The following is a 22,021-nucleotide window of genomic DNA, read 5'->3' on the forward strand; positions in this document are numbered from 1 at the left end:
TACTGCTGTGCTCGGCCGCTTCGGCCCGGCCTGCCGGTCATCGGCATACCGGATACTTCCGCGTACCCGTTACTGCTGCGTATTTCTTCCAGACGAGATCCGGCCACACCAGGGGCTGCTGCCCGCCGTACACGGAACACACGCACCCCGACCCGACCTTCATCAGAAGCTTGCCCAGTGTTTCACCCTGCCCGAACCAGGCCATAACAGTTCGGCAGCTTCGCACATCGTCCGCACACCCTCGGGGGTAAACACCTGCGACCGGCATCCGCTCGGACGGCGAAGGTAAGTAACCTTGCATGCGGCTGTCCAGCCGCACCGGTCCGACCGGCCTGGGCGGTGGCACGAGCACGAGCGGGCATCGGAGGGGCGGCCGCAGACCATGACCACCGGAGTCATCCCCGGGGGACAGCCCCCGGAGCCACAGCCGACGGGCGAGCTGATGCCGCAGCAGCGGAGCGAGCCGGCCGGCCATGCAGCCCTGCACGTCGACAACCGGCCGAGGAGTTCTGTGATCACCGCGCGCGCGGCCGCCACTTTCGAGCCCGTCGGGCGATCGGTCGCGACCGCCCGGTCCTTCGTCCGTGACACGCTCCAGGGGTGGGGCTTCGCCGATGTCGTCGACGACGCCGTCGTCCTCACCAGCGAACTGGTGACCAACGCGGTCGTCCACGCGGGCACCCATGCTGACGTGCTGTGCCTGCGCGCCGAGGACGGCGTGCGCATCGAGGTCGCCGACCGCTACCCGGAGCGCGAGGTCCCGCTCCAGAGCGCCCCGGCCTCGATGGGCAGTCCCGACCGCGAGGGCGGCCGCGGCCTGCAGCTGTGCGCGGCCCTGGCCACCCGCTGGGGCGTCGACTACACCCCCACCCACAAGAACGTCTGGTTCCAGCTCAACCTCCCCGAACGCCCGGTCGGCACCCGCACCGCCGGTCCCTCCCTGCCCGCCGACCTGCTCCCGCTGGCCGACGGCCGGGTCCGCGTCGCGGTCCTCCAGGTCGACCGGAAGGGCACCATCACCTCCTGGAACGAGGACGCCGAGGAACTCTTCGGCTACCCCGCCACCGAGGTCGTAGGCCGCCCCCTCACCGAACTGGCGGCCTGGCCGCACACCCCGGGCACCAGCACCGGCGTGGCCGAAGCCCTCCGACTCTCCCGCTGGGAGGGCAGCTACGGCATCCGCGGCGCCGACGGCCGGGTGGCCCCGGTCTACGCCTCCCACCTCAGGGTCCGCGACACCGGCGGCGAACCCTCGACCGTCTGCCTCCTGGTCCGCGACCACGAGCGCGCCGTACTGCAGTCCCCGCCGCGCGTGCCGGCCACCGACCAGACCTCGTCCCCCGACGGCCAGAGCACCGACCCCTTCGAGGTGTTCATCGGCTCCCCCGCCCCGGACGACCTCGACGGACTGCTGCAGCGCACGGTGGAGCGCGCCCGCGACATGCTCGACGGCGACTCCGCGTTCCTGCTGCTCGCCACCGACGACGAGACCGAGCTGGAGGTCCGCGCCTCCACCGGCCTGCCCTCGGCCCGCCAGCGCTTCGCCCGCGTCCCCGTCGAGGCCGGCCCCGGCCGCTACGGCTCCGCGCGCATGCCCGCCGTCCACGACGACCTCACCGCCGTACCAGGAGCCGTACCGCTGCTGTCCGGCACCGGCATGCGCTCGGTCGTCACGGTCCCGCTGAAGGTCGAGGGCCGGCTCACCGGCTCCCTCGGCGTGGCGGCCGAGGCACCGGGCCGGTACTCCAACGAGGAGGCGCTGCGCCTGCAGTTCGCCGCCGACCGCATCGCCCTGGCCGTCGAGTCGGCCCGCCTGGGCGAGCTGGAACGGCTGCGCCGCGGCTCCCTGAGCTTCCTGGTCGAAGCCTCCGACCTGCTCGCCGGCACCCTGGACCGCGACCAGACGCTGGCCCTGATGGCCCAGATGACGGTCCCGACCCTGGCCACCTGGTGCGCCGTCTACACGATCGCCGACCAGGCTTCCGAGCCCTATCTGTCGTACGTCCTGCACGAGGACGAGGAACTCATCGACGGCATCAAGTCGTTGCTGTCGAAGATCGCCCCGCCGGACCCGGTGCCGACCCCGGGCGCCCGCGTGTGGACCATCCCCGCCGAGGTGGCGCACCAGGCGGCCCTGCGCACCTCCATGCGCAGCCTCGGCCTGTCCGGCGGCCCCACGCACCGGGTCACCGCGGGCATCGGCCCGACCCTCGCCACGGCGTCCGCGGTGGGCGGCGAGACGGTCGTCCTGCCGCTCGTAGCCCGCAACCGCGTCATCGGCATGCTCGTCCTCGGCAAGCCCACCGACGAACACTTCCGCCAGGAAATCCTCGAACTGGCCGAGGACTTGTCCCGCCGGGCCGCGCTCGCCCTGGACAACGCCCGCCTCTACTCGGAGCGCACGGCCATCAGCCAGGCTCTCCAGCGCAGCCTGCTCCCGCCCGGCACCCCGCACATCGAGGGCGTCGAGGTCGAGGTCATCTACCGGGCGGCCGGCGAGGGCAACGAAGTCGGCGGCGACTTCTACGACCTCTTCCCCATCGGCAACGGCGCCTACGGCTTCGCCATCGGCGACGTCTGCGGTACGGGCCCGAACGCGGCCGCGGTCACGGGCCTCGCCCGGCACGCCCTGCGCCTGCTGGCCCGCGAGGGCCTGTCCGGACCGGCGGTCCTGCAGCGCCTGAATTCCGCCATTCTCGACGAGGGCGACCGCAGCCGCTTCCTGACGCTCCTCTACGGGGAGATGCGCCCGCAGGAGGACGGCAGCGCCGAGCTGAAGGTGGTCTGCGCAGGCCATCCGCTCCCGCTGCGCCTGCGCCAGGACGGCACGGTGACGCCCGCCGCCGAACCGCAGCCGCTGCTGGGCGTGATCGAGGACCTGGAACTGCACGAGGAGACGGTCACCCTCGACCCCGGTGACGTGCTGCTGTGCGTCACGGACGGCGTCACCGAACGCCGTGAGGGCTCCCGCATGTTGGGCGACGACGGCCTCGCCGACGTCCTCACCACCTGCACGGGTCTGACCGCGGGCGCGGTCGCCGCGCGCATCATGCGGGCCGTGGAACGCTTCGCTTCGGATGCCCCGTCGGACGACATGGCCATCCTGGCGATGCGCGTCCCGGGCCACCACAAGGAGGCGTGAGACACAAAGGAGTCGTGAGACACACGAAAGGCCCCACCCGAAAGGGTGAGGCCTTTTCTGCTGGAGCCCCCAAACGGAATCGAACCGTTGACCTTCTCCTTACCATGGAGACGCTCTACCGACTGAGCTATAGGGGCCTGTCGCTTTCGAGGTTTCCCTCGCGGCGACGAAGAAACTGTACCCCGACCAGGCTCGACTTCCCAAATTCGTTCGGGACCCGCTCAGTAGGCGGGCTGCAGCAATCCCCCGAGCGCATTGCAGGCAGAGACGATCCGCTGCATCTCCCGCTTGGTCAGCGAAGCGTCCACGGGAAGCGTGAGCGTCTCGTCGGCGGCCAGCTCCGTCTCCGGCAGAGACACACACCGACGGAACTCCGGCAGCCGGTGCACGGGCGTCTTGACCGGCACCCGGCACTCAACTCCCTTGCCCCGCAAGGCCATCGCGAAGGCATCGCGGTCCGGCCGGCCGTTCCCGGGCACCCGCACGACGTACTGCTGGTAGGTGTGCCCGTCCCCGCCGTCCGGCGTGCGCACGCCCTTGAGCTTGGCGTCTAGGTAGGCGGCCCGCTCCCGGCGCTGCGCTATCTCGTCGTACGGCGCCTCGGACTCACCCTGCTCCAGCACCAGGAGCTCGTGCCGCTGCCCGAGCGCGCGCAACCGCACAAGGTCGGCCCACCGCCCGAAGCGGTGGACGACAACGACCGCCGCCGTACGCGAAGTTACGGCTGCCTCGACAGCGCCGGGGTCGAGGCAGTAGGTCACCGGATCTATGTCGGCGAACACCGGGAGCGCACCAGCCAGGGTCACGGCCTCGGCGACTTCGACGTTCCCGAAGGCCGGTACGACGACCTCGTCACCCACTCCGACGCCGGCGGCCCTGAGCATTGCAGCAGTTCCCATGTGCTGGATGCTGAGCGCGCAGGGTGAACGACACGTTAAGGACAACGTAAAAAGGCCGGACCCTGAACCGAAGTTCAGGATCCGACCTTTTGGGAAGAATTGTTCGGCGGTGTCCTACTCTCCCACAGGGTCCCCCCTGCAGTACCATCGGCGCTGTGAGGCTTAGCTTCCGGGTTCGGAATGTAACCGGGCGTTTCCCTCACGCTATGACCACCGAAACACTATGAAACTGTGAACGCCACACCACGCTGTGACAACGTGGGGCTGTTCGTGGTTTCAGAACCAACACAGTGGACGCGAGCAACTGAGGACAAGCCCTCGGCCTATTAGTACCGGTCACCTCCACCAGTTACCTGGCTTCCAGATCCGGCCTATCAACCCAGTCGTCTACTGGGAGCCTTACCCCATCAAGTGGGTGGGAGTCCTCATCTCGAAGCAGGCTTCCCGCTTAGATGCTTTCAGCGGTTATCCCTCCCGAACGTAGCCAACCAGCCATGCCCTTGGCAGAACAACTGGCACACCAGAGGTTCGTCCGTCCCGGTCCTCTCGTACTAGGGACAGCCCTTCTCAAGACTCCTACGCGCACAGCGGATAGGGACCGAACTGTCTCACGACGTTCTAAACCCAGCTCGCGTACCGCTTTAATGGGCGAACAGCCCAACCCTTGGGACCGACTCCAGCCCCAGGATGCGACGAGCCGACATCGAGGTGCCAAACCATCCCGTCGATATGGACTCTTGGGGAAGATCAGCCTGTTATCCCCGGGGTACCTTTTATCCGTTGAGCGACGGCGCTTCCACAAGCCACCGCCGGATCACTAGTCCCGACTTTCGTCCCTGCTCGACCCGTCGGTCTCACAGTCAAGCTCCCTTGTGCACTTACACTCAACACCTGATTGCCAACCAGGCTGAGGGAACCTTTGGGCGCCTCCGTTACCCTTTAGGAGGCAACCGCCCCAGTTAAACTACCCATCAGACACTGTCCCTGATCCGGATCACGGACCCAGGTTAGACATCCAGCACGACCAGACTGGTATTTCAACGACGACTCCACACACACTGGCGTGCATGCTTCACAGTCTCCCAGCTATCCTACACAAGCCGAACCGAACACCAATATCAAACTGTAGTAAAGGTCCCGGGGTCTTTCCGTCCTGCTGCGCGAAACGAGCATCTTTACTCGTAGTGCAATTTCACCGGGCCTATGGTTGAGACAGTCGAGAAGTCGTTACGCCATTCGTGCAGGTCGGAACTTACCCGACAAGGAATTTCGCTACCTTAGGATGGTTATAGTTACCACCGCCGTTTACTGGCGCTTAAGTTCTCAGCTTCGCCTGGACGAATCCAAGCTAACCGGTCCCCTTAACGTTCCAGCACCGGGCAGGCGTCAGTCCGTATACATCGCCTTACGGCTTCGCACGGACCTGTGTTTTTAGTAAACAGTCGCTTCTCGCTGGTCTCTGCGGCCACCCCCAGCTCGAGGAGCAAGTCCTCTCACCAGACGTGGCCCCCCTTCTCCCGAAGTTACGGGGGCATTTTGCCGAGTTCCTTAACCATAGTTCACCCGAACGCCTCGGTATTCTCTACCTGACCACCTGAGTCGGTTTAGGGTACGGGCCGCCATGAAACTCGCTAGAGGCTTTTCTCGACAGCATAGGATCATCCACTTCACCACAATCGGCTCGGCATCAGGTCTCAGACTTAATGGCGTGCGGATTTACCTACACACCGTCCTACACCCTTACCCCGGGACAACCACCGCCCGGGATGGACTACCTTCCTGCGTCACCCCATCACTCACCTACTACCAGATTGGTCCGGCGGCTCCACCACTTTCCATTCCCCGAAGGGTCCGGAACGGCTTCACGGCCTCAGCATCACTGGATTCGATGTTTGACGCTTCACAGCGGGTACCGGAATATCAACCGGTTATCCATCGACTACGCCTGTCGGCCTCGCCTTAGGTCCCGACTTACCCTGGGCAGATCAGCTTGACCCAGGAACCCTTAGTCAATCGGCGCACACGTTTCTCACGTGTGTATCGCTACTCATGCCTGCATTCTCACTCGTCAACCGTCCACGACTACCTTCCAGTGCCGCTTCACCCGGCAGACGACGCTCCCCTACCCATCACAGCACCCGTTGGGGCTTATGCTGCAATGACACGACTTCGGCGGTACGCTTGAGCCCCGCTACATTGTCGGCGCGGAATCACTAGACCAGTGAGCTATTACGCACTCTTTCAAGGGTGGCTGCTTCTAAGCCAACCTCCTGGTTGTCTCTGCGACTCCACATCCTTTCCCACTTAGCGTACGCTTAGGGGCCTTAGTCGATGCTCTGGGCTGTTTCCCTCTCGACCATGGAGCTTATCCCCCACAGTCTCACTGCCGCGCTCTCACTTACCGGCATTCGGAGTTTGGCTAAGGTCAGTAACCCGGTAGGGCCCATCGCCTATCCAGTGCTCTACCTCCGGCAAGAAACACACGACGCTGCACCTAAATGCATTTCGGGGAGAACCAGCTATCACGGAGTTTGATTGGCCTTTCACCCCTAACCACAGGTCATCCCCCAGGTTTTCAACCCTGGTGGGTTCGGTCCTCCACGAAGTCTTACCTCCGCTTCAACCTGCCCATGGCTAGATCACTCCGCTTCGGGTCTTGAGCGTGCTACTGAATCGCCCTGTTCGGACTCGCTTTCGCTACGGCTTCCCCACCCGGGTTAACCTCGCAACACACCGCAAACTCGCAGGCTCATTCTTCAAAAGGCACGCAGTCACGAGATACAGCAAGCTGTATCCGACGCTCCCACGGCTTGTAGGCACACGGTTTCAGGTACTATTTCACTCCCCTCCCGGGGTACTTTTCACCATTCCCTCACGGTACTATCCGCTATCGGTCACCAGGGAATATTTAGGCTTAGCGGGTGGTCCCGCCAGATTCACACGGGATTTCTCGGGCCCCGTGCTACTTGGGTGTCTCTCAAACGAGCCGTACAGATTTCGACTACGGGGGTCTTACCCTCTACGCCGGACCTTTCGCATGTCCTTCGCCTATCCATACGGTTTCTGACTCGCCGACCAGCCGGCAGACTGATCAAGAGAGATCCCACAACCCCGTATACGCAACCCCTGCCGGGTCTCACACGCATACGGTTTGGCCTCATCCGGTTTCGCTCGCCACTACTCCCGGAATCACGGTTGTTTTCTCTTCCTGAGGGTACTGAGATGTTTCACTTCCCCTCGTTCCCTCCACACTGCCTATGTGTTCAGCAGTGGGTGACAGCCCATGACGACTGCCGGGTTTCCCCATTCGGAAACCCCCGGATCAAAGCCTGGTTGACGACTCCCCGGGGACTATCGCGGCCTCCCACGTCCTTCATCGGTTCCTGGTGCCAAGGCATCCACCGTGCGCCCTTAAAAACTTGGCCACAGATGCTCGCGTCCACTGTGCAGTTCTCAAACAACGACCAGCCACCCATCACCCCGAACCAGAAGGCTCGAGTGCACTGGGGCCGGCGAACTGAGGAAAGTTCGTTCCCTCAGACACCCAACAGCGTGCCCGGTCATGTCCCGTCCGGAGATCATGCGTTCCACGCTCTTACGAGCAGTACTAGCAGCCCCCGACCCGAGGTCCTGACCGAATAATCAACGTTCCACCCATGAGCTGACCACCGCCAGACATTTGCTGGCGTAGTGGCTCTGGCTGCCTTGCGGCAGCTAGATGCTCCTTAGAAAGGAGGTGATCCAGCCGCACCTTCCGGTACGGCTACCTTGTTACGACTTCGTCCCAATCGCTAGTCCCACCTTCGACAGCTCCCTCCCACAAGGGGTTGGGCCACCGGCTTCGGGTGTTACCAACTTTCGTGACGTGACGGGCGGTGTGTACAAGGCCCGGGAACGTATTCACCGCAGCAATGCTGATCTGCGATTACTAGCGACTCCGACTTCATGGGGTCGAGTTGCAGACCCCAATCCGAACTGAGACCGGCTTTTTGAGATTCGCTCCACCTCACGGTATCGCAGCTCATTGTACCGGCCATTGTAGCACGTGTGCAGCCCAAGACATAAGGGGCATGATGACTTGACGTCGTCCCCACCTTCCTCCGAGTTGACCCCGGCGGTCTCCTGTGAGTCCCCATCACCCCGAAGGGCATGCTGGCAACACAGAACAAGGGTTGCGCTCGTTGCGGGACTTAACCCAACATCTCACGACACGAGCTGACGACAGCCATGCACCACCTGTACACCGACCACAAGGGGGACCCTGTCTCCAGGGTTTTCCGGTGTATGTCAAGCCTTGGTAAGGTTCTTCGCGTTGCGTCGAATTAAGCCACATGCTCCGCCGCTTGTGCGGGCCCCCGTCAATTCCTTTGAGTTTTAGCCTTGCGGCCGTACTCCCCAGGCGGGGAACTTAATGCGTTAGCTGCGGCACCGACGACGTGGAATGTCGCCAACACCTAGTTCCCACCGTTTACGGCGTGGACTACCAGGGTATCTAATCCTGTTCGCTCCCCACGCTTTCGCTCCTCAGCGTCAGTAATGGCCCAGAGATCCGCCTTCGCCACCGGTGTTCCTCCTGATATCTGCGCATTTCACCGCTACACCAGGAATTCCGATCTCCCCTACCACACTCTAGCTAGCCCGTATCGACTGCAGACCCGAGGTTAAGCCTCGGGCTTTCACAATCGACGTGACAAGCCGCCTACGAGCTCTTTACGCCCAATAATTCCGGACAACGCTTGCGCCCTACGTATTACCGCGGCTGCTGGCACGTAGTTAGCCGGCGCTTCTTCTGCAGGTACCGTCACTTGCGCTTCTTCCCTGCTGAAAGAGGTTTACAACCCGAAGGCCGTCATCCCTCACGCGGCGTCGCTGCATCAGGCTTGCGCCCATTGTGCAATATTCCCCACTGCTGCCTCCCGTAGGAGTCTGGGCCGTGTCTCAGTCCCAGTGTGGCCGGTCGCCCTCTCAGGCCGGCTACCCGTCGTCGCCTTGGTGAGCCATTACCTCACCAACAAGCTGATAGGCCGCGGGCTCATCCTTCACCGCCGGAGCTTTCCAGCCTCCACGATGCCGTGGAGGCTCGTATCCGGTATTAGACCCCGTTTCCAGGGCTTGTCCCAGAGTGAAGGGCAGATTGCCCACGTGTTACTCACCCGTTCGCCACTAATCCACCCCGAAGGGCTTCATCGTTCGACTTGCATGTGTTAAGCACGCCGCCAGCGTTCGTCCTGAGCCAGGATCAAACTCTCCGTGAATGTTTTCCCGTGATCGGGATGAACACCACGAGAGCGGAACAGTCGGATGGAATGACCCGACCGTTCACAGCGTCCTCGCTGTGTTTTTCAAAGGAACCTCGACCATCGGAATGTTTCCGACGGACGGGGTATCAACATATCTGGCGTTGATTTTTGGCACGCTGTTGAGTTCTCAAGGAACGGTCGCTTCCTTTGTACTCACCCTCTCGGGCTTTCCTCCGGGCGCTTCCCTTCGGTGTTTCCGACTCTATCAGATCTTTTCTCGATCCGATTTCCTCGGTGCTTTCCAGGCTCCCGCGTTTTTCTCGCGGTTTCCTTTCCGGCGGTTCCGACTTTATCAGAAGTTCTGAGTCGGTTTTTCCACCCGCTTCCGGGCACCTGTGTCCAGCGCATGAAGTGCTGGGGTTCCCGGTTGGGCGGAGCCGTAAACGTACTGGAGCGGGGCGCCTCGATGCAAATCGAGGCGCCCCGCTCCGGGCCCGCACCGACGGGGTGTCAGACCTCCACGACGACGGGCAGGATCATCGGCCTGCGGCGATACGCCTCCGAGACCCACTTACCGAGGGTGCGCCGAACGAGTTGCTGGAGCTGGTGGGGCTCCACGATGCCGTCCTGGGCGGACCGCTCCAGCACCTCCGCGATCTTCGGGATGACCTCGGCGAAGGCCGAGTCCTCGATACCGGAGCCGCGCGCCTGGATGTGCGGGCCGCCGGTGATCTTGCCGGTGGACGAGTCCACGACCACGAAGACCGAGATGATGCCCTCGTCGCCGAGGATCTTGCGGTCCTTGAGGGCCGGCTCGCCGACATCGCCGACGGAGAGGCCGTCGACGTAGACGTAACCGGCCTGGACCTTCCCGGAGATCTTGGCCTTGCCCTCGACCAGGTCGACCACCACACCGTCCTCGGCGATGACGATCCGGTCGTGCGGGACGCCTGTCAGCGCGCCGAGCTCCGCGTTCGCCCTCAGATGGCGCCATTCGCCGTGGACCGGCATCAGGTTCTTCGGGCGGCAGATGTTGTAGAAGTACAGCAGCTCGCCCGCGGACGCGTGGCCGGAAACATGCACCTTGGCGTTGCCCTTGTGGACGACGTTGGCGCCCCAGCGGGTCAGGCCGTTGATGACGCGGTAGACCGCGTTCTCGTTTCCGGGGATCAGGGAGGACGCCAGGATGACCGTGTCGCCCTCGACGATGCGGATCTGGTGGTCCCTGTTGGCCATCCTCGACAGCGCCGCCATCGGCTCGCCCTGGGAGCCCGTGCAGACCAGGACCACCTCGTGGTCGGGGAGGTCGTCCAGCGTCTTGACGTCGACCACCAGGCCCGGCGGGACCTTCAGATAGCCGAGGTCGCGGGCGATGCCCATGTTGCGGACCATCGAGCGGCCGACGAAGGCGACCCGGCGGCCGTATTCGTGGGCCGCGTCCAGGATCTGCTGGATGCGGTGGACGTGGCTGGCGAAGCTCGCCACGATGATCCGCTTGCCGGCGCTCGCGAAGACCTGGCGCAGGACGTTGGAGATGTCGCGCTCGTGTGGGGTGAAGCCCGGGACCTCGGCGTTCGTGGAGTCGGTGAGCAGGAGGTCAATGCCCTCCTCGCTCAGCCGCGCGAAGGCGTGCAGGTCGGTGAGGCGGTTGTCCAGCGGGAGCTGGTCCATCTTGAAGTCGCCGGTGTGCACGGCCATGCCGGCGGGGGTGCGGATGGCGACCGCCAGAGCGTCCGGGATGGAGTGGTTGACGGCGATGAACTCGCAGTCGAAGGGGCCGATGCGCTCGCGGTTCCCCTCCGCCACCTCAAGGGTGTACGGGCGGATCCGGTGCTCCTGGAGCTTGGCCTCGATCAGGGCGAGGGTCAGCTTGGAGCCGATCAGCGGGATGTCCGGCTTCTCGCGGAGCAGGAACGGGACACCGCCGATGTGGTCCTCGTGGCCATGTGTGAGGACGATGCCCTCGATGTCGTCGAGGCGGTCCCGGATGGACGAGAAGTCCGGCAGGATCAGGTCGATTCCGGGCTGCTCCTCCTCGGGGAAGAGCACTCCGCAGTCGACGATCAGCAGGCGGCCGCCGTACTCGAAGACCGTCATGTTTCGGCCGATCTCGCCGAGACCGCCGAGCGGGGTGACCCGTAGGCCGCCTTCGGGGAGCGGCGGGGGCGGGCCGAGTTCAGGATGCGGATGACTCAAAAGACTCTCCTCACCACACGCGCCACGTACCGGTCGGGCACGTGGCGCGCATGACGTTCGTGCAGAAGCAGTTGTCGTTGTGGGATGCGGGCACCGGTGGCCCGCTTTGTTCTGTTGTTCTTCAGTTGTGAAGCTTGTGAACCCCGGGTGGTGCCAAGTCTGTTGTCAGAGCTGTACCCCGCCGGCAGCAAGATCGATCTTGAGCTGGGCGATCTCCTCGGGCGAGCACTCGACCATGGGCGAGCGCAGCGGCCCTGCGGGCAGGCCCTGGAGGGCGAGCGCGGCCTTGGTGGTCATGACGCCCTGGGTGCGGAACATGCCGGTGTAGACCGGGAGCAGCTTCTGGTGGATCTCGGTGGCCTTGACGACGTCACCGGAGACGTAGGCGTCGACCAGGGCCCGCAGGTCGGGGGTGACGACATGGCCGACGACCGAGACGAAGCCGACCGCGCCCACGGAGAGCAGCGGGAGGTTCAGCATGTCGTCGCCCGAGTACCAGGCGAGGCCGGACTGGGCGATGGCCCAGCTGGCGCGGCCGAGGTCGCCCTTGGCGTCCTTGTTGGCGACGATCCGGGGGTGCTCGGCGAGCCGGACGAGCGTCTCCGTGTTGATCGGGACGCCGCTGCGGCCGGGGATGTCGTAGAGCATCACGGGCAGGCCGGTGGCGTCGGCGATGGCCGTGAAGTGCCGGAACAGGCCGTCCTGCGGAGGCTTGTTGTAGTACGGCGTGACGACGAGCAGGCCGTGGGCGCCGATGCGCTCGGCCTCGCGGGCCAGCTCCAGGCTGTGGTGGGTGTCGTTGGTGCCGACCCCGGCGACGACGTGGGCGCGGTCGCCGACCGCCTCCAGTACGGCTCGTACGAGGTCCGCTTTCTCCGCGTCGGTGGTGGTGGGTGACTCGCCGGTGGTGCCGTTGATGATCAGGCCGTCGTTGCCTGCGTCCACCAGGTGGACGGCGAGCCGCTGCGCGCCGTCGAGGTCGAGTGCGCCATCCGCCGTGAAGGGCGTGACCATGGCGGTGAGGACCCGCCCGAAGGGGGTCTGCGGAGTCGAGGTCGGAGCCATGGGTAACACGCTACTCGGTGCTCCATGCGTGGTCTGCCCGTGGGGTGCCGGGAAAGTCAGGACAAATGCGGAGCCCGGCACTGCCTGCTCGGGGGTTCAAGCAGTGCCGGGTCCGTTTGATCAGGCTAGATGAACTTCTCCAAATGCTGCAATACGGACACTTCGCGCGGCTGATCCGTACATCCGTTCCTGGTGGGGGAACAGGGCTTCGTAGGCCTTTTTTACGGGCTTACGGAGCCACGCGCCCGTTCGCGTTGAAGGCGGCGTACGTCAGCGGCATGAGCTTCGCCCACTCCGCCTCCATCTTCTCTCCGACCATCTCGATCTCCCGCTGCGGGAAGGACGGCACCTTGGCCAGCTCGTGCTGGGTGCGCAGGCCGAGGAAGTGCATCAGGGAGCGGGCGTTGCAGGTGGCGTACATCGAGGAGTAGAGGCCCACGGGGAGGGCGGCACGGGCGACCTCACGGGCGACGCCCTCGGCGAGCATCTTCTGGTACGCGCCGTACGCCTGCTCGTACGACTCCCGCAGGGTGCTACTGACCGTCTCCTGCTGGGCCGGGGTGCCCTCGACGAAGACGTACTTGCCGGGGCGGCCCTGCTGCACGAGCTTGCGGGAGGCGTCGGGGACGTAGAAGACGGGCTGGAGCTCGCGGTAGCGGCCGGACTCCTCGTTGTACGACCAGCCGACCCGGTGCCGCATGAACTCGCGGAAGACGAAGATCGGGGCGCTGATGAAGAACGTCATCGAGTTGTGCTCGAACGGGCTGCCGTGCCGGTCGCGCATCAGGTAGTTGATCAGGCCCTTTGAGCGCTCGGGGTCCTTCTTCAGCTCGTCCAGGGACTGCTCGCCGGCGGTGGAGACCCGCGCGGCGAAGAGGACGTCGGCATCTGAGGCGCTGGACTTGACCAGCTCGACGGTGACGTCACTGCGGAACGTGAGCGACTCGGGGAGCGACTCGGGGGTGGTCACGGGGGTTGGGGTCCTTCCCATCACAGCTGTGGTTCGCGCCCACCTTACGGGGCGCTCGCCGGGGCCATGGCAGTAGCTCGCCCCGGAATTCCCGCCATGGATTTTTTCCGACATGGGCACCTTTTGTGTCACTCGAGCGTCTGTACCGGTGAGAGCTGCTCGTTCGACCCGAAAGGAGACGTACCCGCGATGTTCCGTCGGCGTGAGCCCGTACCCTTCGCCTTCATCGCCGAGGCGGACCGGTTCCGTAGCAATGTCACTCCCCCGCCCCGGCACCGGGCGTCCTTCGGGGAGATAGCCGGGCGTTGGCTGCTGGGAGTGACCATCGTCGCCGGGCTGGTGGGGGGCCTGATCGTCGGTATGCCGGCGATGTCGACGCCGTCCAGTACGCCGACGCAGCAGTCCCAGGCCTCCCAGGGGCACTGACCCTTCCGGCCGCCCTCGGGTGGTGAGCCGACACACCGGCGGATAGCCTCACCGGGCACAACCCACGCGAGGATCGAGTGAGGACCCGTCGTGCCCCTGTCCTTCCTGACGGCCGACCGCACCTTCGAGGCCGCTTCCGAGAGCGCGTTGCCGTACGACGACCGGGAGCGCTGGCGGCGCCCCTACCGTCCCGGTCCCTGGCGTGTGGGTGTGGCGGCGCTGGTGCTGCTGCTGGCCGCGTTCGTGCTGTTCGCCGCGGTGCTCATCGCCCTGACCGGCTCGGTGCCCTCGGCGGTGACGGTGCTCGTCCTGGCGCTCCTGGTCATCGCCGGCGCGCTGCGGCTGCTGCGCATGGGTGTGTGGGTGAGCGGGCGAGGGCTGCGGCACGTCGGCTTTCTGGTGACGCGTACGGCGCCGTGGGCGCGGGTGATCTCCGTGCGGACGGTGCAGCAGCCGGTGCGACTGCTGGGGCTGCCGCGTACGGTGCAGGGGCAGGCGCTGACGCTCGTGCGCAAGGACCGGGCGGCCGAGGACACACCACCGCTGCTGACGACGCACACGCTGGACTTCCTGGGCCGCCCGGTCGCGTTCGACCGGGCCGCGGATGTGGTGGAGGCGTGGGCGGCCGAGAACGGTCGCGGGCGCGGCTGACCCCACGGTGCCCTGAGCCGGTGCCGGCCGGCGGGTGGAGTCGGGCGCTGCCGGGCGCTGCTCGCCGAGAGGTGCCGCCGCGCCCGCCCGTGCCGCCCCCAGCGGCCCGGCTGCGCGCGGCTACGGCGGGGATGACGGCTGACGGGACTGCGGCTCCCCAGGGGCGGACATGGCCCGGCGAGCGGGCGCCTCGGTCAGGCCTGGACGGGCCTTCCGTCGTGCAGGGCGATGGCCCGCTGCATGGCCTTGCGGGCGCGTGGGGTGTCGCGGGCGTCGTGGTAGGCGACGGCGAGGCGGAACCAGCAGCGCCAGTCGTCGGGAGACGCCTCCGTCTCGGCCTTGCGCCGGGCGAAGACCTCGTCGGCCGAGTCGCGGTCGATCCGGCCGCCCGGGGTGCGCCGCAGTTCGTCGACGGGCAGCCCGCCCTCGGCGTCGAGTACGGCGGCGAGCTGGTTGGCCTTGCGGACGAACTGGGTGTTCTTCCACAGGAACCACAGCCCGATGACCGGCAGGATCAGCACCGCGACCCCGAAGGTGACGGTGAGGACCGTGCCGGACTGGATGAGCATGATGCCGCGGCTGCCGACCAGGACGAAGTAGAAGACCAGGACGGCGGCCGTGACGAGGTAGGTGATCTTCGCGCGCATGACGTCTTCGGCTCAGCTCAGGTCGAGGAAGTGTTCCAGGCCGAAGGTCAGGCCCGGAGTGGTCACCACGCGGCGGGCGCCGAGCAGGATGCCCGGCATGAAGCTGCTGTGGTGAAGAGAGTCGTGGCGGATCGTCAGCGTCTCGCCCTCGCCTCCGAGCAGCACCTCCTGGTGAGCCAGCAGCCCGCGCAGCCGCACGGCGTGGACCGGGATCCCGTCGACACTGGCGCCCCGCGCGCCGTCCAGGGCCGTCGCCGTGGCGTCCGGCGCCGGGGCGGTACCGGCGGCCCGGCGGGCCTCGGCGATGAGCTGAGCGGTGCGCGTGGCCGTACCGCTCGGCGCGTCCACCTTCTTCGGGTGGTGCAGCTCGACGACCTCGACCGACTCGAAGTACGGCGCGGCGATCTGGGCGAACTTCATGGTCAGAACGGCGCCGATGGAGAAGTTCGGCGCAATGAGCACACCGGTCTGCGGGGACTGGGCGAGCCAGCCCTGCAGCCGCGCGAGGCGCTCCTCGGTCCAGCCCGTCGTACCCACGACCGCGTGGATGCCGTGGCCCACGCAGAAGTCGAGGTTGTCCATGACGGAGTCCGGGGTGGTCAGCTCCACGGCGACCTGGGCGCCGGTCTCCGCCAGGGTCTCCAGCTTGTCCCCGCGGCCAAGGGCGGCGACCAGCTCCATGTCCTCGGCGGCCTCGACCGCCCGGACCGCCTCGGACCCGATCCGGCCCCTGGCACCGAGGACCGCCACGCGCAGCTTGCTCATCTTCTTCGTTCCTTACGGGAGGTGTGTCAGGCGACGGCGTCGTGCAGGCGTGCGGCCTGTTTGTCCTTCAGCGGGCCGATGACCGACAGCGACGGGCGCTGTCCGAGGATGTCGCGGGCGACCGAGCGGACCTCGTCCGGGGTGACCGCAGCTATCCGGTCCAGCATGTCGTCGACGGACATCTGCTCGCCCCAGCACAGCTCGCTCTTGCCGATACGGTTCATCAGCGCGCCGGTGTCCTCCAGGCCGAGGACGGTGGAGCCGCGGAGCTGGCCGACGGCGCGGGCGATCTCGTCGTCGGTGAGGCCGTTGACGGCGACGTGGTCGAGTTCGTCCCGGCAGATCTTCAGCACGTCGTGCACCTGGCTCGGCCGGCAGCCGGCGTAGACCCCGAACAGGCCGCAGTCGGCGAAGCCCGAGGTGTACGAGTACACGCTGTAGGCGAGGCCGCGCTTCTCCCGGACCTCCTGGAAGAGGCGGGAGGACATGCCGCCGCCGAGGGCGGTGTTGAGCACGCCCATGGCCCAGCGGCGGTCGTCGGTGCGGGCGAGGCCCGGCATGCCGAGGACGACATGCGCCTGCTCGGTCTTGCGGCCGAGCAGCTCGACCTTGCCGGAGGTGCGGATCGTCCGGCGGCCGTCGCGCGGGGTGATGGGCCGCGCGTCGGCGTTCTTGAAGGCGCCCGCCTTCTCGAAGGCCGCGCGGACCTGTCGTACGACCTTGTTGTGGTCGATGTTGCCGGCGCAGGCGACCACGAGGTGGGTCGGGTCGTAGTGCTTCTTGTAGAAGCGGCGGATGCGGTCGGCGGTGAGGGCGTTGACGGTGTCGACCGTGCCGAGGACCGGGCGGCCGAGGGCGTTGTCGCCGAACATGGTGTGCGCGAACAGGTCGTGCACACAGTCGCCCGGGTCGTCCTCGGTCATGGCGATCTCTTCGAGGATCGCGCCGCGCTCGACGTCGACGTCCTCTTCGAGGATGAGCGAGCCGGTCAGCATGTCGCAGACGACGTCGATGGCGAGCGGCAGGTCGGTGTCGAGCACGCGCGCGTAGTAGCACGTGTACTCCTTCGCCGTGAACGCGTTCATCTCGCCGCCGACGGCGTCGAGGGCGGCGGAAATGTCCAGTGCGCTACGCCGGTGCGTGCCCTTGAAGAGCAGGTGCTCCAGGTAGTGCGTGGCGCCGTTCAGGGCCGGGGTCTCGTCGCGGGAGCCGACGTGCGCCCAGATGCCGAAGGTCGCGGAGCGGACCGAGGGCAGGGTCTCGGTGACGATGCGCAGGCCGCCCGGGAGGGTGGTCTTGCGGACCGTGGCGATGCCGTTCTGGCCCTTGATGAGGGTTTGGGTACGGGCGACGGCCCGCGCCTCCGAAGAGGGGCGGGCCGTCACCTTGGAGCTACGGGACGTCACTGCTCGGCGTCGTCCTTGTTCTCGTCGTTGCCTTCCTCGCCCTCGATCACCGGAACGAGGGAGAGCTTGCCGCGGGAGTCGATCTCGGCGATCTCGACCTGGACCTTCTGGCCCACGCCGAGGACGTCCTCGACGTTCTCCACGCGCTTGCCGCCGGCGAGCTTGCGGATCTGCGAGATGTGCAGCAGACCGTCCTTGCCGGGCAGCAGGGAGACGAACGCACCGAAGGTGGTCGTCTTGACGACCGTACCGAGGTAGCGCTCGCCGACCTCGGGCATCGTCGGGTTGGCGATGCCGTTGATCGTGGCGCGGGCGGCCTCGGCGGAGGGGCCGTCGGCGGCACCGATGTAGATCGTGCCGTCGTCCTCGATGGTGATCTCGGCGCCCGTGTCCTCCTGGATCTGGTTGATCATCTTGCCCTTGGGGCCGATGACCTCGCCGATCTTGTCGACCGGGATCTTGACGGTGATGATCCGCGGGGCGTGCGGGCTCATCTCGTCGGGCCGGTCGATGGCCTCCATCATCACGTCGAGGATGTGGAGACGGGCGTCGCGGGCCTGCTTGAGGGCCGCGGCCAGGACGGAGGCCGGGATGCCGTCCAGCTTGGTGTCGAGCTGGAGGGCGGTCACGAACTCCTTGGTGCCGGCGACCTTGAAGTCCATGTCGCCGAAGGCGTCCTCCGCACCGAGGATGTCGGTGAGGGTGACGTAGTGCGTCTCGCCGTCGATCTCCTGGGAGATCAGACCCATGGCGATACCGGCGACCGGGGCCTTCAGCGGCACACCGGCGTTCAGCAGCGACATAGTGGAGGCGCAGACCGAACCCATGGACGTCGAGCCGTTGGAGCCGAGGGCCTCGGACACCTGACGGATCGCGTACGGGAACTCCTCGCGCGTGGGCAGCACCGGCACGAGCGCGCGCTCGGCGAGGGCGCCGTGGCCGATCTCGCGGCGCTTCGGGGAGCCGACGCGGCCGGTCTCACCGGTGGAGTACGGCGGGAAGTTGTAGTTGTGCATGTAGCGCTTGCGGGTCACCGGGGAGAGGGTGTCCAGCTGCTGCTCCATGCGGAGCATGTTGAGGGTGGTGACGCCCAGGATCTGGGTCTCGCCACGCTCGAACAGGGCCGAACCGTGAACCCGCGGAATGGCCTCGACCTCGGCGGCGAGGGTACGGATGTCCGTGACCCCACGTCCGTCGATGCGCTTCTTCTCCTTGATCACGCGCTCGCGGACCAGCTGCTTGGTGAGCGAGCGGTACGCGGCGGAGATCTCCTTCTCGCGGCCCTCGAACTCCGGCAGGAGCTTCTCGGCGGCGAGCCCCTTGACGCGGTCCAGCTCGGCCTCGCGCTCCTGCTTGCCGGCGATGGTGAGCGCCTGGGCCAGCTCGGGGCGGACGGCGGACGTCAGGGCCTCGAACACGTCGTCCTGGTAGTCCAGGAAGATCGGGAACTCGGCGGTCGGCTTCGCGGCCTTGGCGGCGAGGTCGGCCTGAGCGCGGCACAGGACCTTGATGAAGGGCTTCGCGGCCTCCAGACCGGCGGCGACGATCTCCTCGGTGGGCGCCTCGGCGCCGCCCTCGACGAGCTTGATGGTGCCCTCGGTGGCCTCGGCCTCGACCATCATGATCGCGACGTCGCCGTCCTCCAGGGCGCGACCGGCGACGACCATGTCGAAGACGGCGTCCTCGAGCTCGGTGTGCGTCGGGAAGGCGACCCACTGGCCGCGGATCAGCGCGACGCGGACGCCGCCGATCGGGCCGGAGAAGGGCAGACCGGCCAGCTGCGTGGACGCGGACGCGGCGTTGATCGCCACGACGTCGTACAGGTGGTCGGGGTTGAGCGCCATGATCGTGGCGACGACCTGGATCTCGTTGCGCAGGCCCTTCTTGAAGGACGGGCGCAGCGGGCGGTCGATGAGGCGGCAGGTGAGGATGGCGTCCTCGGAAGGACGGCCCTCACGGCGGAAGAAGCTGCCGGGGATCTTGCCGGCGGCGTACATCCGCTCCTCGACGTCCACCGTCAGCGGGAAGAAGTCGAGCTGGTCCTTGGGGTTCTTGGAGGCGGTGGTGGCCGACAGCACCATGGTGTCGTCGTCCAGGTACGCCACGGCGGAGCCGGCGGCCTGCTTGGCCAGGCGGCCCGTCTCGAAGCGGATGGTGCGGGTGCCGAAGGCGCCATTGTCGATGACGGCCTCGGCGTAGTGGGTCTCGTTCTCCACTAGCGTTTTCTCCGTTACGTATCGTCTTTCGTCCCTTGGCTGCCCGTGTGGCAGGGGGACGGTGGCGGAGAAGCGCGCCGTCTGGTGCGGGCCGGTCTTCGATCGAAGCACCCGGGGCTCACTTCCCCCCGGGGGCCACTACCGAGGACCGGCGGCGGCGAGGTGCGCCTCTCCATCTTTGTTGTCGTGCTGTGTCGTCCGTATTGCGTTGTGCTACCACACTACAAAGCGTGAGTGACACTCCGCATGTTTCCGCCTGTACGACGGAGATCTCCGCTTGACGAAGGGCTCCGCACGTACGACGAAGGGAGCGGTCCCCGGGTGCTACCGGGAACCGCTCCCCTCACGGCGTCTTACTTGGCGCCCGCCGCACCACGGCGGATGCCGAGGCGGTCGACCAGCGTACGGAAGCGCTGGATGTCCTTCTTCGCCAGGTACTGCAGCAGGCGACGGCGCTGACCGACGAGGATCAGCAGGCCACGACGGGAGTGGTGGTCGTGCTTGTGGGTCTTGAGGTGCTCCGTCAGGTCGGAGATCCGACGGGAGAGCAGAGCGACCTGGACCTCGGGGGAGCCGGTGTCACCCTCCTTGGTACCGAACTCGGAGATGATCTGCTTCTTCGTAGCGGCGTCGAGCGACACGCGTACTCCTCATAGTCTGTTGAATGCCACCGAGTGCCCCCGGTCTACGTCTCGGGGGAGCTTCCGTTACTCGGGAGGCGGGGATCCGCTGCGCGCGGCCACCAGAGCCAGGGGCTCCGGGGGTGCGTACACGAACGGCCGTCAGTCAGGGTACCAGTGCGCTGGGGCGCAGCTGCCCTCGGGCACTAGCCGACCATCGAACGCACCTCGGTCAGGACGCCCACCACGGCGAGACACAGCGGGACCAGGGAGAGCAGGACGGCGCCCTCGGACAGGTCCAGGAACTGGCCCCAGAAGGGGGACAGGCCCTTGCGCGGGACGATCAGGCCGATCGCGGTGATCAGCGCGGCCCCCGCGGCGACAGCCGCCGTGAGCCAGACGGTGCGCAGGTCGAGGGCTCCGCGGTCGTGGTGCAGTACGAAGTCGGTGAGCGCGTCGGACGGCGGGTTCAGCGCGAGGCCGAGCAGCAGCAGGGCGACGGCCGCGATACCGGCCACCAGCACGCAACACACCTGCGAGGTGTAGCGGAACAGGCGCGCGCGCATCATCATGGCGAGGCCCGCGGCCAAGGCGAGGAGCTGTCCCCAGACGTTGCCGGAGAAACCGAGGACGGCCGCGGCGGCGACCACGACGGCCGCGGTACCGGCGACCAGGCCCAGCAGCATCTCGTGACCCCTGCGGGCTTGTGCGGCGATGCGTTCGGCGTCGTACGGTTCGGCGTCCGCGCCCCGGGTGGGGTCCGTCTCGAAGTCGTCGCCGGCGGCGGAGCGTGGCGAGGCGTATCCGATGGGCAACCGCGAGAAGCGCGCGGACAGGCCGGGCAGGAAGGCGACGAGGCCGATCGCCACCGGGGCGCAGACAGAGGCCGCGGCAGTGGCGGACGCGTTCGCAAGGACGGCCGTGAAGGTGGCCAGGGTGCCGGCCGTCGCCAGGAAGGATGCGGCGACGAACGGGGCGTCTCCGCCGGGGGTGACCGCGACCAGGACCACCGAGGCGACCAGGACCACGACGCAGCCCAGCATGAACTGCAGCTTGCCCGGCCCCTGGCCGGCGGCGGGGGCGACGAGCCCGGAGCCCGCGATCATCAGCAAGGGCAAGGCGCCGAGCCCGAGGGCCATGGCGGCGGCCCGGTCGCCGTAGACCCGCGCGCGCACGCCCGCGAACGCCGTCAGCAGCACCCCGAGACCCGCGGCGATGATCCCGGGCAGCCCGTGCATGTCATGGCGGACCGGATCGGCGAACCACAGGACGAACCCGGACAGCAGAGCCAAGAGTGCACCGCCGGCCAGGCCCGCGGTGCGCAGCATGTCGTCGCTCCACAGGTGCCGGTCGCGTACGACGGCGGAGGCGACGGCGTCGGCGATGTCGTCGTACACCAGGGGCGGGAGTGACTCGGCGAAGGGCCGTAGGCTCAGCACCTCGCCGTCAAGGACTCGTTCGTCTGCGAGGGTGCGGCCGCTGTCAAGGACTCGCCCGTCCCGGCGCACGAGGTGGTAACCGGTCGGGGCGCCGACGGCCTGGGCCTGCCCGGCCAGGCGCAGGATCTCCGGATAGATGTCGGCCACGGCGATGTCCACCGGGAGTGCCACGTCGATACGGCTGTCGGGCGCCACGACAGTGACTCTGCAGAACCCCGTCGCCGCTGTCGTACTCACCTTTCCTGACCCCCCTGTTCGCGGATGCGCACGGTGCGGGCGTCACCCTACCGGGGAGTTGGTGTCCGTGGTCACCAGTAGGATCGCCCGACAGGAGGGGGA

The 22,021-nt window shown here is 66.7% G+C and carries 13 protein-coding genes, 1 tRNA gene and 3 rRNA genes; 3 read left to right on the plus strand and 14 right to left on the minus strand.

From position 1 onward, the window contains the following. Positions 1 to 382 precede the first annotated feature (382 nt). Positions 383 to 3,142, plus strand: a complete 2,760-nt coding sequence (locus tag AB5L52_RS12460; protein ID WP_351016347.1) for a SpoIIE family protein phosphatase — start codon at positions 383 to 385, stop codon at positions 3,140 to 3,142. Positions 3,143 to 3,203: 61 nt separating this feature from the next. Here the strand turns inward: AB5L52_RS12460 and AB5L52_RS12465 are convergent. The 8 genes from AB5L52_RS12465 to thyX form a co-directional block, all read right to left on the minus strand. Further along, positions 3,204 to 3,279 (minus strand) — tRNA-Thr (locus AB5L52_RS12465). A gap of 84 nt (positions 3,280 to 3,363) precedes the next feature. After that, entirely contained in the window at positions 3,364 to 4,026 is a 663-nt protein-coding gene (locus tag AB5L52_RS12470; RefSeq protein ID WP_351016390.1) for a DegT/DnrJ/EryC1/StrS family aminotransferase, read from the minus strand. 116 nt (positions 4,027 to 4,142) lie between these two features. Further along, positions 4,143 to 4,259, minus strand: a 5S ribosomal RNA gene (rrf, locus tag AB5L52_RS12475). An 88-nt stretch (positions 4,260 to 4,347) separates the two neighbouring features. After that, a 23S ribosomal RNA gene (locus tag AB5L52_RS12480) occupies positions 4,348 to 7,466 on the minus strand. A 304-nt stretch (positions 7,467 to 7,770) separates the two neighbouring features. Then, a 16S ribosomal RNA gene (locus tag AB5L52_RS12485) occupies positions 7,771 to 9,296 on the minus strand. Together the 16S, 23S and 5S rRNA genes form the textbook arrangement of a ribosomal RNA operon. 495 nt (positions 9,297 to 9,791) lie before the next feature. Then, positions 9,792 to 11,477 (minus strand): ribonuclease J, encoded by a 1,686-nt coding sequence (locus tag AB5L52_RS12490; protein WP_351024720.1) that lies wholly within the window; start codon positions 11,475 to 11,477, stop codon positions 9,792 to 9,794. A 165-nt stretch (positions 11,478 to 11,642) separates the two neighbouring features. Then, positions 11,643 to 12,542, minus strand: a complete 900-nt coding sequence (gene dapA / locus AB5L52_RS12495) for a 4-hydroxy-tetrahydrodipicolinate synthase (RefSeq protein ID WP_351024717.1) — start codon at positions 12,540 to 12,542, stop codon at positions 11,643 to 11,645. A gap of 229 nt (positions 12,543 to 12,771) precedes the next feature. Continuing rightward, complete coding sequence (gene thyX / locus AB5L52_RS12500; protein WP_369364007.1) at positions 12,772 to 13,512, minus strand: FAD-dependent thymidylate synthase; 741 nt, start codon at positions 13,510 to 13,512, stop codon at positions 12,772 to 12,774. A gap of 189 nt (positions 13,513 to 13,701) precedes the next feature. Here thyX and AB5L52_RS12505 point away from each other — a divergent pair, with 189 nt between their 5' ends. Further along, positions 13,702 to 13,938 (plus strand): hypothetical protein, encoded by a 237-nt coding sequence (locus tag AB5L52_RS12505; protein WP_351024712.1) that lies wholly within the window; start codon positions 13,702 to 13,704, stop codon positions 13,936 to 13,938. 90 nt (positions 13,939 to 14,028) lie between these two features. Beyond that, entirely contained in the window at positions 14,029 to 14,589 is a 561-nt protein-coding gene (locus tag AB5L52_RS12510; protein ID WP_351024709.1) for a hypothetical protein, read from the plus strand. 194 nt (positions 14,590 to 14,783) lie between these two features. Here the strand turns inward: AB5L52_RS12510 and AB5L52_RS12515 are convergent, their stop codons facing one another. From AB5L52_RS12515 to eccD, 6 genes are all read right to left on the minus strand, one after another. After that, the gene (locus AB5L52_RS12515) at positions 14,784 to 15,236 is read right to left on the minus strand and encodes a tetratricopeptide repeat protein (protein ID WP_351024707.1); all 453 of its coding nucleotides are present in this window, start codon (positions 15,234 to 15,236) and stop codon (positions 14,784 to 14,786) included. A gap of 12 nt (positions 15,237 to 15,248) precedes the next feature. Beyond that, entirely contained in the window at positions 15,249 to 16,001 is a 753-nt protein-coding gene (gene dapB, locus AB5L52_RS12520; RefSeq protein ID WP_351024704.1) for a 4-hydroxy-tetrahydrodipicolinate reductase, read from the minus strand. A 26-nt stretch (positions 16,002 to 16,027) separates the two neighbouring features. After that, on the minus strand, positions 16,028 to 17,407 hold the full coding sequence (locus AB5L52_RS12525) for a M16 family metallopeptidase (RefSeq protein WP_369364010.1): 1,380 nt from the start codon (positions 17,405 to 17,407) through the stop codon (positions 16,028 to 16,030). After that, positions 17,404 to 19,623: a polyribonucleotide nucleotidyltransferase gene (locus tag AB5L52_RS12530; RefSeq protein WP_351024699.1), complete on the minus strand. Its 2,220-nt coding sequence runs from the start codon at positions 19,621 to 19,623 to the stop codon at positions 17,404 to 17,406. Before AB5L52_RS12530 ends, AB5L52_RS12525 begins: the two co-directional genes overlap by 4 nt. 353 nt (positions 19,624 to 19,976) lie before the next feature. After that, a complete protein-coding gene (gene rpsO, locus AB5L52_RS12535; protein ID WP_023546329.1) occupies positions 19,977 to 20,264 on the minus strand; it encodes a 30S ribosomal protein S15 in 288 nt (95 codons plus the stop codon). A 185-nt stretch (positions 20,265 to 20,449) separates the two neighbouring features. Then, on the minus strand, positions 20,450 to 21,919 hold the full coding sequence (gene eccD, locus AB5L52_RS12540) for a type VII secretion integral membrane protein EccD (RefSeq protein WP_369364013.1): 1,470 nt from the start codon (positions 21,917 to 21,919) through the stop codon (positions 20,450 to 20,452). Positions 21,920 to 22,021: the final 102 nt, after the last annotated feature.

The sequence above is a fragment of the Streptomyces sp. CG4 genome (assembly GCF_041080655.1).
Classification (GTDB): domain Bacteria; phylum Actinomycetota; class Actinomycetes; order Streptomycetales; family Streptomycetaceae; genus Streptomyces.

Coding starts and splice junctions, on each gene's coding strand:
- dapA (WP_351024717.1), bottom strand. CDS start 12,542: ATGGCTCCGACCTCGACTCCGCAGACCCCCTTCGGGCGGGTCCTCACC.
- dapB (WP_351024704.1), bottom strand. CDS start 16,001: ATGAGCAAGCTGCGCGTGGCGGTCCTCGGTGCCAGGGGCCGGATCGGG.
- AB5L52_RS12515 (WP_351024707.1), bottom strand. CDS start 15,236: ATGCGCGCGAAGATCACCTACCTCGTCACGGCCGCCGTCCTGGTCTTC.
- AB5L52_RS12460 (WP_351016347.1), top strand. CDS start 383: ATGACCACCGGAGTCATCCCCGGGGGACAGCCCCCGGAGCCACAGCCG.
- AB5L52_RS12505 (WP_351024712.1), top strand. CDS start 13,702: ATGTTCCGTCGGCGTGAGCCCGTACCCTTCGCCTTCATCGCCGAGGCG.
- AB5L52_RS12470 (WP_351016390.1), bottom strand. CDS start 4,026: ATGCTCAGGGCCGCCGGCGTCGGAGTGGGTGACGAGGTCGTCGTACCG.